11 protein-coding genes are annotated in these 11,827 nt (G+C 65.0%); 6 read left to right on the top strand and 5 right to left on the bottom strand.

Annotated elements, in window-relative coordinates:
- The 4 genes from Q2941_RS48170 to Q2941_RS48185 all read right to left on the bottom strand — a co-directional run.
- The coding region (locus tag Q2941_RS48170; protein ID WP_458197059.1) for an SLC13 family permease at positions 1 to 707 on the bottom strand (707 nt) is incomplete at its 3' end.
- 25 nt (positions 708 to 732) lie between these two features.
- Complete coding sequence (locus Q2941_RS48175; protein WP_027527234.1) at positions 733 to 924, bottom strand: hypothetical protein; 192 nt, start codon at positions 922 to 924, stop codon at positions 733 to 735.
- Between the two features lie 89 nt (positions 925 to 1,013).
- The gene (locus tag Q2941_RS48180; protein WP_027527235.1) at positions 1,014 to 1,454 is read right to left on the bottom strand and encodes an EamA family transporter; all 441 of its coding nucleotides are present in this window, start codon (positions 1,452 to 1,454) and stop codon (positions 1,014 to 1,016) included.
- A gap of 146 nt (positions 1,455 to 1,600) precedes the next feature.
- Positions 1,601 to 4,066 (bottom strand): PAS domain S-box protein, encoded by a 2,466-nt coding sequence (locus Q2941_RS48185; protein WP_027527236.1) that lies wholly within the window; start codon positions 4,064 to 4,066, stop codon positions 1,601 to 1,603.
- Between the two features lie 229 nt (positions 4,067 to 4,295).
- Between Q2941_RS48185 and Q2941_RS48190 the strand changes: the two genes are divergently transcribed.
- From Q2941_RS48190 to Q2941_RS48205, 4 genes are all read left to right on the top strand, one after another.
- Positions 4,296 to 5,366 (top strand): zinc-binding metallopeptidase family protein, encoded by a 1,071-nt coding sequence (locus tag Q2941_RS48190; RefSeq protein ID WP_458197053.1) that lies wholly within the window; start codon positions 4,296 to 4,298, stop codon positions 5,364 to 5,366.
- Between the two features lie 188 nt (positions 5,367 to 5,554).
- Complete coding sequence (locus Q2941_RS48195; RefSeq protein WP_458197054.1) at positions 5,555 to 7,570, top strand: acetyl-CoA carboxylase biotin carboxylase subunit; 2,016 nt, start codon at positions 5,555 to 5,557, stop codon at positions 7,568 to 7,570.
- Between the two features lie 156 nt (positions 7,571 to 7,726).
- Positions 7,727 to 8,593: an isocitrate lyase/PEP mutase family protein gene (locus tag Q2941_RS48200; protein WP_458197055.1), complete on the top strand. Its 867-nt coding sequence runs from the start codon at positions 7,727 to 7,729 to the stop codon at positions 8,591 to 8,593.
- A complete protein-coding gene (locus Q2941_RS48205; protein WP_458197056.1) occupies positions 8,590 to 8,889 on the top strand; it encodes an acylphosphatase in 300 nt (99 codons plus the stop codon). The genes Q2941_RS48200 and Q2941_RS48205 overlap by 4 nt, the downstream gene beginning before the upstream one ends.
- Positions 8,890 to 8,891: 2 nt before the next feature.
- Here the strand turns inward: Q2941_RS48205 and Q2941_RS48210 are convergent, their stop codons facing one another.
- Complete coding sequence (locus Q2941_RS48210; RefSeq protein WP_027526135.1) at positions 8,892 to 10,409, bottom strand: PAS domain-containing sensor histidine kinase; 1,518 nt, start codon at positions 10,407 to 10,409, stop codon at positions 8,892 to 8,894.
- A 152-nt stretch (positions 10,410 to 10,561) separates the two neighbouring features.
- Here Q2941_RS48210 and Q2941_RS48215 point away from each other — a divergent pair, with 152 nt between their 5' ends.
- Together Q2941_RS48215 and Q2941_RS48220 are read left to right on the top strand one after the other, a co-directional pair.
- Positions 10,562 to 11,119: a GbsR/MarR family transcriptional regulator gene (locus Q2941_RS48215; RefSeq protein ID WP_254113040.1), complete on the top strand. Its 558-nt coding sequence runs from the start codon at positions 10,562 to 10,564 to the stop codon at positions 11,117 to 11,119.
- Positions 11,120 to 11,136: 17 nt separating this feature from the next.
- Positions 11,137 to 11,802, top strand: coding sequence for a DUF4166 domain-containing protein (locus Q2941_RS48220; protein WP_458197058.1), 666 nt, complete (start codon positions 11,137 to 11,139; stop codon positions 11,800 to 11,802).
- The last annotated feature ends 25 nt before the right edge of the window (positions 11,803 to 11,827 follow it).

Genomic DNA, 11,827 nt, shown 5'->3' on the forward strand with positions numbered 1-11,827 from the left:
TGTGTATAAGAGACAGCGGCAATACCGATCGCGGTCAGCTTGCCACCACGGCTGAGCCTCTTGTGCGCGACCTTGTGCTCGATGTCCTCCTCCTTCAGCGCGCGATGCTGGGTGAGGCGAAGTACGACGTAGGTGAGTACGATCGAGGCGAACGAGGGCAGGGCGAACAGGCGGAGCCATTCGGCCAGATGCGGCATGTGCGTGCCGAACACCACGAGGTTGGCGGGGTTCGAGATCGGCAGCACGAAGCTCGCGGCGTTGGCAATGAAGGCGCAGACGAAGAGATAAGGCAGCGGCTGGGCGCCGGCTGCCCGTGTCGCCGCGTAGACCGCCGGCGTCAGCACGATCGCGGTCGCATCGTTCGACAGGAAGACGGTGACCAGCGTGCCGACGAGATAGATCAGCAGAAACAGGCGCTGCGGCGAGCCGCGGGCATATTCGACGGCGAGCGCTGCGAGATAGTCGAACAGGCCTTCGAGCCGGGCGAGCTCGGCGATCAGCATCATACCGATCAGGAACAGATAGACGTCGATGCCCTTTTCGACGCCGGTCAGCGCGTCATCCCAGCTCAGGACGCCGAACAGCACCAGCGCCGCAGCGCCCGCCAGCGCCCAGATTGCCTCGGGCAGGCGAAAGGGGCGGATGATGACGCCTGCGGTCGCAAGCACGATGATGCTCCAGGCCCAATAGGCGGCATGCGGCGCGATCGGCAATGTGGCCCTCGTTCGATGGTTATCGTGCAGCGATAGCTGAAGCCGGCGGCGCTGTCTTCCCCTGCGGACGCGACTCGTCCCATCGCTGCTCGGTGAGGGGATAAACGGCAAGATATGGCCCAAGCCCGTCGCGGACATCGGCGAGGAAGAAATTCGCCGCGTCCAGCGCGCGCCCGGCTTGCACCCCTTCGCTCAGACTGCGCTTCGACATTGTGAATCTCGATCGAGGCGCAGAACTCGCCCTGCGAGAAACCGATGTCAGACCGGATTGGTTCCGCTCACATCAGCGCGAGCACTCCGTTACAGCTTCACCGCGAGCAGCACCGCGCCGGCGCCGATCATCGCGATGCCGAGCCAGCCCTGTGCAGTCGGACGCTCGCCGAGAAAGGCGAAGGCGAACAGCGCCACCAGCACGACGCTGAGCTTGTCGATCGGCGCCACCAGCGTTGCGGGCCCGAGCTTCAGCGCGCGGAAATAACACAGCCAGGATGCGCCGGTGGCGAGGCCCGACAGGATCAGGAATAGCCAGGTCTTTGACGAGATTTCCGACGGCACCGCGAATTGGCCGGTGAGGAACAACAGCACGGAGAAAGCCAGCAGCACCACGATGGTGCGGATGAAGGTCGCAAGATCCGGATTGATGTTCTCCACCCCAACCTTGGCGAAGATCGCAGTCAGCGCGGCAAAGCAGGCGGAGAGCAACGCCCAGGTCTGCCAGGCCGAGAGGAGGGTGGGTTTCATGTCATGCAAGACCTGATGGAGCGTAAAAGCACAACAGCGCCGTCATTGCGAGGAGCGAAGCGACGAAGCAATCCAGACCGTCTCCGCGTAAAAATTCTGGATTGCTTCGCTTCGCTCGCAGTGACGGCTTCGCGCAAATTTGACAATCACCTTGCGACCGAGACCTTTTCCGCCATCGCCTTGCGCAGGATGCGCGACAGCGACTCGACCGAATACGGTTTCTGGATCAGCTCGAAGCCGCGATGGGCGCTTTCGGCGAGCACGTTGCTGTAGCCGGAGGTGAGCACGACCGGCAGGCCCGGATAGCGATCGCGGATGACGCCGGCGAGCTCAACGCCATTCATGCCGGGCATGATGACATCGGAGAACACGAGATCGACAGCGAATTCGTTCTCGCCGAGGATCGCCAGGGCCGCGTTGGCGTTGGCGACACGGCGCACGACATAGCCGAGGTCTTCGAGCAGTTCTGTGGAGAAGCGGCCGACGTCGTCATTGTCCTCGACCACCAGCACGCGATAGCCGCGTCCCGTGGCGGCGGGTTCGCTCATCAGCGACGCTGCTTCGGTAGCCAGGGTGGGGCTCGGCGCCTGCGGCAGATAGATCGTGAAGGTCGCGCCGTGTCCGACGCTGCTCTCGACCGCGATGTCGCCCTCGGACTGCTTTGCGAAGCCGAAGGCCTGGCTGAGGCCGAGCCCGGTGCCCTTGCCGACCTCCTTGGTCGTGAAGAACGGTTCGAAGATCGCCTCGAGATGTTCCGGCGCGATGCCCGAGCCGGTGTCGTGGACCGAGATGGCGACGAAATCGCCGCTGCGCGCCGATTGTGTGCGCAAGGCAGGGATGCCCTTGAACTTGCGGACCGCGATGGTCAGCCGTCCCTCGTCCTTCATCGCATCGCGTGCGTTGATGGCGAGGTTGATCAGCGCAGTCTCGAATTGCGCGATGTCGGCGATGGTGAAGCAGTCGGCATCCTGCACGTCGACCACGATCTCGATGCGGGCGCCGACCAGCGTCCGCACCAGTTGCGCCACGCTTTCGACCTGCGTGCCGACGTTGAAGATCTGCGGCTTCAAGGGCTGCCGCCGCGCGAAGGCGAGCAGCTGTGCCGTCAGGTTCGAGGCGCGCTCGACGGTCTCGGAGATCGCATCGACGTAGCGTCGCCGCCGTTCCTCCGGCAGCTCGCGCCGGCGCAGGAAGTCGGTGGCCGAGCGGATGATGGTGAGGAGGTTGTTGAAATCGTGCGCGACGCCGCCGGTGAGCTGGCCGATCGCCTCCATCTTCTGCGACTGGCGCAGCGCCTCCTCGCCGCGGCGGCGCTCGCTGATGTCGACGGCCTCGGGCACGGCGCCGGAGATCCTGCCGTGCTGGTCGAGCAGGGGGCGGATGCTGAAATCGAACCAGCGCTCGCCGATCGGGAGGCGGAGCAGCATCTCCATCCGCACCGCTTCGCCAGTCAGGACCGTATCGAAGGCGTTGCGGACCATCGTCGACATGCCTTCGGTCGCGGCGAACCATGGCGTGTCCCAGAACGGCTTTCCGATGACGTCTCGCGGCGCGGCGCGGATGCCGGCGAGCGCCGTCGTGTTGGCGTAGAGCACGTTGCCTTCGAGGTTGAGCAGACCCTGGTACTGGTTGCTGGTTTCCAGGATCGCAAGCAGCCGGGCCTCGTTGGCTTCGAGCTGTGAGGTACGCTCGGTAATGCGCTCTTCCAGCGTTTCGTTGAGCTGCCTGAGCTCGATCTCGGCCTGCTTGGCGGCGGTGATGTCGTGGGCGACGCCGATGAAGCCGATGTGCTTGCCATTGGGGTCCCAGCGCGGCTGCGACTCCGAGCGCAGCCAGCGCCACTGGCCGTCGGCGCGCCTGTAGCGTGCTTCCAGCACGAAGGGTTTCAGCGAGGCTTCGCCCTGCACGGATTGCTGGAGCACTTGGGGCAGGTCATCCGGGTGCAGCACCTTGCGCCAGTCGAAATCGATCGCCTCCTCGAAGGGCAGGCCGAGGAAATCGACATAGGCCTGGTTGGCGAAGGAGCGCTTGCGGTCCAGCTTGGTGACCCAGATCGGCACCGGCGCGCTGTCGGCGATCAGGCGAAAGCGTTCCTCGCTTTCCCGCAAGGTCGCCTGCGCCAGCATCTGGTCGGTAACGTCGAGGTCAGCGCCGACCAGCCGCACCGCGCGGCCGCCCGCATCGCGCTCGATCTTGCCGACCACGCGGATCCAGCGCACCTCGCCGTCGCTGGGGCGGGTGATGCGGTAGGTGTCGGAGTAATCTTCGCTCTCGCTTTTGAGGGTGCCGAACAGGTGTTTGATCGTGCGCTCGCGATCCTCTGGATGGATACGCAGCATCCAGTCGCCATAGGTCTCGTTGGCGGCCTCCGGCGGCAGGCCGTGGATCAGCAGATATTCGGGGGTGCGGCGATTCCTGACGCCGTCACGGAAATCGATCTCTAGGCCGCCGACGCCGGCGATGCGCTGGATGCGCGCAAGCTCGGCCTCGCGCTCCTGCAACGCGCGATAGGCGTTGTCGCGCTCGCGGGCGATCTCGTCCAGATGCTGGCGCAGCCTTTCGGCGGCGATGGTCTCGGGCAAAGGATCGTTCAAGGGGTCGGCCGCTGTGATGCACGTGCCGGAGCAATTGTCACACAGACCGGGCGCGATGGCTACCCATTGCAACGACCTGAAGGGGAGAATGATGTCCGGGAAGTGTGGACGGCGAACCAATGTCCAGTTTGAGGAATTTGTTCCGCCCGCAGGAACGATTAACGTCGCGAAGCGTCGTCGCCGGGCCCAATAGCCTCAAGATAGGTTCAAGATGGGCTCAAGAGACTCCTGTCGGGGGATGTAAACCTTGAAGTTATTTGTCTGCCAGGCCTGCGGCAACGTCCTCTATTTCGAGAACCGCGCCTGCGAACGCTGCGGTCACCGGGTTGCCTTCCTGCCTGAAAAGGAGATGCTCTCCGCGATCGAGCCCGACGGGACGGCCTGGGTGACGCTGGCCGACAAGGGCACGGGCCGCATGCTGTGCGCCAATGCCGAGTTCGACGCCTGCAACTGGCTGACCGAGCCCGGCAGCAGCGATCTCTACTGCCGCGCCTGCCGGCACAACGGCACGGTGCCCGACCTGTCCGACCCGGCGCAGCTTGCCGGCTGGCGCGAACTCGAGGTGGCCAAGCACCGGTTGTTCTATTCGCTCTCGCGCTGGAAGCTGCCGCTGACGACGCGGGCAGAGGATCCCACGCACGGGCTGATCTTCAACTTCCTTGCCGATGATCCCTTCAGCGGCCAGCGGATCATGACCGGCCATGACAATGGCCTGATCACGATCGCGCTGACGGAAGCCAACGACATCGAACGCGAGCGGCGCAGGCTCGAGATGGGCGAGCCATACCGCACGCTGCTCGGGCATTTCCGCCACGAGGTCGGGCACTATTTTTGGGACGTGCTGGTGCGGGACGGCGGCAAGCTCGACGAATTCCGCGCGAAGTTCGGCGACGAACAGATCGACTATGGGCAGGCGCTCCAACGCCATTATGCGGAGGGGCCGCCGGATGACTGGCAGCAGAGCTATGTCTCCGCCTACGCGACCACGCATCCCTGGGAGGACTTCGCCGAGACCTGGGCGCACTACCTCCACATCGTCGACACACTTGAGATGGCCGCCGAATTCGGCGTGGAGGTGCGCCCCAGGATCGATCGCGACGGCGAGCTGACGGCGCGCATCCGCTTCAACCCCTACACGGCGGCGGATGTGGAGAAGCTCGTCAATGCATGGCTGCCCTTCACCTTTGCCATCAACAGCGTCAACCGGGCGATGGGTGCCCGCGACCTCTATCCCTTCATCCTGTCACCGGCGGTGGTCGGGAAGCTGGGTTTTGTCCACGAGCTGGTGCGGGGCGCCGCCAAGGCCGATAGCAGATAGGGATCGATAAGGCCTGCTTTGGGAAGGCGATAAGGCCGGCAGGGATCGCTGGTACGCCAGGGCGGGGTGCGGATTTAGACCGTTGCCTCTGGCCTATTTTGCTGTACCACGGACACATCACGGCCTGTCCCATCAGCCCGAAGGGGTGAGGGAGAGGTCCCGCCCAGGGTCGAAGAACCAAGAAAAGCATGTTCAAACGCATTCTGATCGCCAATCGCGGCGAAATCGCCTGCCGGGTCATCAAGACTGCCCGCCGGATGGGAATTGAGACGGTTGCGGTCTATTCCGAGGCCGACCGCGACGCGCTGCATGTGGAGATGGCCGACGAGGCCGTCCTGATCGGGCCGCCGGCCGCGGCCGAGAGCTATCTGGTAATCGAGAAGATCGTCGAGGCATGCCGCAAGACGGGCGCGCAGGCCGTGCATCCCGGCTACGGCTTCCTGTCCGAGCGCGAGGCGTTTCCGCGCGCGCTGGAGGCAGCCGGCATCGTCTTCATCGGCCCGAACCCCGGCGCGATCGCGGCGATGGGCGACAAGATCGAGTCCAAGAAGGCGGCCGCCAAGGCCAAGGTCTCGACCGTGCCCGGCTATCTCGGCGTCATCGAGGACGACAAGCACGCGGTGCGCATTGCTGACGAGATCGGCTACCCCGTGATGATCAAGGCCTCCGCCGGCGGCGGCGGCAAGGGCATGCGCATCGCGCATTCGAAGAGCGAGGTCGCCGAAGGCTTCAATCTGGCGAAAGCCGAAGCCAAGGCGTCGTTCGGCGACGACCGCGTCTTCGTCGAAAAATTCATCGTCGATCCCCGCCACATCGAGATCCAGGTGCTGGGCGACAAGCACGGCAATGTCATCCATCTCGGCGAGCGCGAATGCTCGATCCAGCGCCGCAACCAGAAGGTCATCGAGGAGGCGCCGTCGCCGCTGCTCGACGAGACCACCCGCCGCAAGATGGGCGAGCAGGCGGTCGCGCTGGCGAAGGCCGTGAACTATGATTCCGCCGGCACCGTCGAATTCGTCGCCGGACAGGACAAGAGCTTCTACTTCCTGGAGATGAACACCCGCCTCCAGGTCGAGCATCCCGTCACCGAGCTCGTCACCGGCATCGATCTCGTCGAGCAGATGATCCGCGTGGCCGCCGGCGAAAAGCTCACCATTGCGCAGAAGGACGTTACGCTCACGGGATGGGCGGTGGAGTCGCGTCTCTATGCCGAAGATCCCTTCCGCAACTTCCTGCCCTCGATCGGGCGCCTCGTGAAGTACCGCCCACCAGCGGAGCTAAGCAAGGACGGCATCACCGTGCGCAACGACACCGGCGTGCAGGAGGGCGGCGAGATCTCGATCCACTACGATCCGATGATCGCCAAGCTCGTCACACATGCGCCCTCGCGCGCCGCAGCGATCGAGGCGCAGGCGACCGCGCTCGATGCCTTCTATGTCGACGGCATCCGTCACAATATTCCGTTCCTGTCCGCGCTGATGAACCATCCGCGCTGGCGCGAAGGACGGCTCTCGACCGGCTTCATCGCCGAGGAGTTTCCGAAGGGTTTTTCGGCGCGCGTGGCTGAAGGCGAGGTCGCGCGGCGGATCGCCGCCGTCGGCGCCGCCATCGACCACGTGCTCGGCGAGCGCAAGCGGCAGATTTCCGGCCAGCTCGGCGGCCGCGTCGTGCAGCGCGAGCGCCGCCGCGCGGTGTGGCTCGACCGCGAGGAGATCGCACTCGAGATCGCGCGCGAAGGCGAGGCGATCGCGGTGCGTTTCCTCGATGCCGAGGGCAAGGCAGGCAATGCCCACCTCCTGGAATCGCCGTGGAAGCCGGGCGTACCGGTCTGGCAGGGCACCATCGACGGCCACTTCATCGCGGTGCAGGTGAGGCCGATCCCGAACGGCATGCGGCTCGCCCATCAGGGCGTCGAGGTTCCCGTCTATGTCTGGACCGAGACGGAAGCGACTTCCGCGCGGCTGATGCCGGTGACCGCGGCCTCCGACACCGGCAAGAAGCTGCTCTGTCCGATGCCCGGGCTCGTCGTCTCCATCGCCGTCACCGAAGGGCAGGAGGTCAAGGCTGGCGAGACGCTTGCGGTCGTCGAAGCCATGAAGATGCAGAACGTGCTGCGCGCCGAGCGCGACGGCATCGTGAAGAAGATCCACGCCAGCGCCGGCGCCACGCTCGCGGTAGACGCGCTGATCCTGGAGTTTGCGTGAGGTGTGAGTCGGTCTCCGCAGGACCCACAAACACCGTCATTGCGAGGAGCGAAGCGACGAAACAATCCAGACTCCTCCGCGGAAAGATCCTGGATTGCTTCGCTGCGCTCGCAATGACGGAGTATGCTGGAGCGGCTTCGAAAGACAGGGAACACCATGGCCTTCCGTCAACGCCGCGAAAGATTGCGATCGATCCTCGCCGGGCTGGGCTGCGTCCGTCCCGGCTCGGTCTATGACGCGATCTCGATCCGCATTGCCGAAGATCTCGGTTTTCCGCTCGGCATGTTCGGCGGCTCGGTGGCCTCGCTCGCCGTGCTCGGCGATCCCGACATCGCGCTGATTACGCTCACGGAACTTGCCGAGCAGATGCGGCGGATGTCGAGGGCATCCGCGCTGCCGGTGCTGGTCGACGCCGATCACGGCTATGGCAACGCGCTCAACGTCCGCCGCACGGTGCAGGAGCTGGAGGCCGCGGGCGCCGCCGGCCTCACCATCGAGGACACGCTGCTGCCGCAGGCCTTTGGCGAGCCGAAGACACAGCTCATCTCGCTGGAGGAGGGCATCGGCAAGATGAAGGCAGCGCTCGACGGCCGCAGCGATCCCTCGCTCGTCATCATGGGCCGCACCGGCGCCGCCGCGATCACGTCGATCGAGGACACCATCAGGCGCGCGCAAGCCTATGAGGCAACCGGCGTCGATGCCTTGTTCTTCACCGGCATCAAGTCGCGCATCGAGCTCGAGGCGATCGCAGCGGCAACGCGTCTACCGATCGTGCTGGGCGGTGCGCCCGATGAGCTGAACGCCCTCGACTATCTCGCTGGCCAGCGCGTGCGCATCGCGCTGCAGGGCCACGCACCGATCGCTGCGGCAACTCAGGCCGTCTACGACACGCTAAAGGCGCTGCGCGAAGGGACGCCGCCGAAGAATCTCAGCGGTCTCGCATCGTCGGAGCTGACCGGCCGCATCATGCGCGAGGCCTACGTGAAAGCGCGTACTGCCGATTTCCTGGGGTTGAAGAGATGAGCCGCGCCATCCTCCAGGTCATGATCCGCGGCCGTGTGCAGGGCGTTGGCTATCGCGCCTGGGTCGAATACCAGGCGAGCACGAGCGGGCTCGAAGGCTGGGTGCGCAACCGGCGCGACGGCAGCGTTGAAGCGCTGTTTGCGGGGCCTCCGACCCGCGTCGCCGAAATGGTGGCACTGTGCCGGCATGGCCCACCGTCCTCGCGCGTCGATAATGTCACCAGCGAAACCGCAGGCGATGACGATCTGAACCTGCGGCGGGCAGGCGAGGCGTTCTCGGTGCTGCCGACGGTGTAGAGTCACCGCGGCAGCTTGGCGATGGCGTCGCTGAGCTCGTGGATCTCGTAGGGCTTGCGCAGGATCGGGAAGTCGCCGCGCACGTCGGCCGCGGCGTCGCTGTAGCCGGTCGCGAGCAGGATCGGCAGGCCGGGGCGGATCTGGCGCAGGCGATGGGCGAGGGTGAGCCCGTCCATCTTGCCGGGCATCACGATGTCGGAGAATACGAAGTCGACGCCGTCATGCTCGATCTCGCGTAGCGCCTCCTCGGCGTCCGCCACGCGGCGCACCTGATAGCCAAGTTGCTCCAGGAGCCCGATGCTGACCAGCGCGACGTCCGGATTATCCTCGACCAGCAGCACGGTTCCGCTGCCGCGCGAGGGCGCGGCGGCCGCTTCGCGTTGTGGTTCGCTCGTCTCGCGCGGCAGGAGAATGGTGAATATCGTGCCCTTGCCGAGTTCGCTGTCCACCTTCACGGTGCCGCCGGCCTGATGCGCGAAGCCGTGCACCTGGGACAGGCCGAGCCCGGTGCCCTTGCCGACCGGCTTAGTCGTGAAGAACGGCTCGAAGATCTTGTCGAGCACGTCGGAGGGGATGCCGAGACCAGTGTCGGCAACGCTGATGGCCACGAACTCGCCGGCGTGAAGGGGGTCGGACAGCGCCACATTGCGGGCACCGATCGTCACGGTGCCGCCGTCGGGCATCGCGTCGCGCGCATTGATCACCAGGTTGAGCAGCGCCGTCTCGAGTTCGGACACGTCGGTTCTGATCGGCCATATCTCGCGGTCGATGTCGAAGGCGAGCCGCACGGGGCTGCCGACGCCGGCATGGAGGACCTCACGGATCGCTTTGATCCGCTCACCGAAATGGATCGCCTGGGGATTGACGCTCTGCCGCCGCGCAAAGGTCAGGAGCTGGGCCGTCAGCGCGGCGCCGCGCTTCGTAGCCGTATCGATTGCGGAAATCGCGCGCTCCAGCTTGGCGTCCTGCTCGGCGCCCCGCTTGAGAACGTGAAGGCTGCCGCTGATGATCATCAGCAGATTGTTGAAGTCGTGCGCGACGCCGCCGGTAAGCTGGCCGAGCGCGTCGAACTTCTGGGACTCCGCCAGTTGCTTCTGCATCGCCTCGAGCTTGAGCTCGGCGTTGCGGCGTTCGGTGATGTCGCGGGTAATCTTGGCAAAGCCGATGAGAGCGCCGTTCTCGTAGATCGGATCGATCACGACGCTCGCCCAGAAGAACGTCCCGTCCTTGCGGACGCGCCAGCCTTCTTCCTCGTAGCGGCCTTGTTCCCGCGCGATTCTGAGCGCGCGCGCGGGCTTGCCGTTGGCTCGGTCGATTTCGGTATAGAAGCGCGAGAAATGCTGGCCGACGATCTCCTCGGGCGAATAGCCCTTGATGCGCTGACCTCCGATGTTCCAGCTGGTGATGATGCCGGTGGGATCGAGCATATAGAGGGCGTAGTCCGCAACTCCCTCAACCAACAGCCTGAAACTGCGTTCGCTATCGAACAAGTCTCTCTGTTGTCTATACTTTTGCGCCATTCTGGACCCCGCCTCGACGGGGACAAACGTCTTCGTGGCGGTCTTTGTTCCGCGCGCCTGAGCTCTTTTTAGGCAAATGTCGGGAACAGTATGCAAGGCAGAGGCCTCGCGTAACGCTTGACAGGAAATCGATACCGTCAGATATTTCTGTTATGACAGAAACAACCGGTAAGAAGAAACTGCCCGCCGCCGTCGAGCGCTTCATCCTGCACTGGGGCGACATGGGAGACGAGTGGGGCGTCAACCGCTCGGTCAGCCAGATCCATGGGCTCCTCTATCTGGCGGAAGCGCCGATGACGGCGGAGGACATCGCCGAGACGCTCGGCATGGCGCGGTCCAACGTCTCCAACTCGATCAAGGAGCTTCTGGCCTGGAATTTGATCCGGCGCGTGCCGATCCTCGGCGACCGGCGCGATCATTTCGAGGCGGAGACCGACATCTGGGAGGTGGCGGCGCGGATCGCGGCGCGGCGCAAGGAGCGGGAGATCGATCCCGCGATCGTGGCCCTGCGGGCCTGCGTCTCCGATGCCACCGATGATCCGACGATCAGCCCGGTCGCAGCCAAGCGGCTGAAGGAGATGCTCGCCTTCACCGAGCTCACGGATCACTGGTTCATGCAGATGCTGAGAGTGCCGCGGCCGAGGCTGATCGCGCTGATGAAGCTCGGCGAGAAGATCGCCAACCTGCTGCCGCTGGGCAAAGCCAAATAGCTGGGGGGAGGGGTGAGATGACGTCGGCAAGATTACCAGGCTCTCACGCATCCTCCCCCGCTCACACCAGATTCCTCGATGATCGCCGCTTCCGCGCGCTGATGTCGGCTGAGGATTGGGGGCGCCTGCCGCTTGCGACCTGGCGGCGGTTTTCCAAGCGGGTCGCTGTCGGCGACAGCGTCGTCTATGTCGGCGTGGTCGACGAGGTCGGCTTCAGCGAGCTTGGCTGGTGGTTCGCGCAGGCCGCGCGCCTGATCGGCGGCCCGTTGCCGACCGGACGCGACACCGGCGTGCCGATGATCGTCACGGTCACCGAGGATGGGAGGAGCGGCGGCCAGACCTGGACGCGCATCTGCGCGCGGAAGCGGGGCTTTCCGCAAGTAATCCATTCGGCCAAACGCTTCGCCGGACCGACCGGGCTCGAAGAATATGTCGGCTTCGGCGTCTCGATGGCGCTCCGTATCGCGGTGGAAGGCCAGGCGCTGACCTTTCGCAGCGCCGGTTATGGCCTTCAGCTGGGACGTCTCTGGATTCCCCTGCCGCAATGGCTCACGCCGGGCGACCTCACGGTGACCCACCGCGATCTCGGCGAGGGCTCTTTCCGTTTCACCCTCGACGTCACTCACCCGCGTTACGGCGCGCTGATCCACCAGTCCGCCGTATTCAGGGAGGCCGTATCATGACCCCGCTGTTGTGGACCCTCATCGC

This window comes from Bradyrhizobium sp. UFLA05-153 (genome assembly GCF_054185185.1).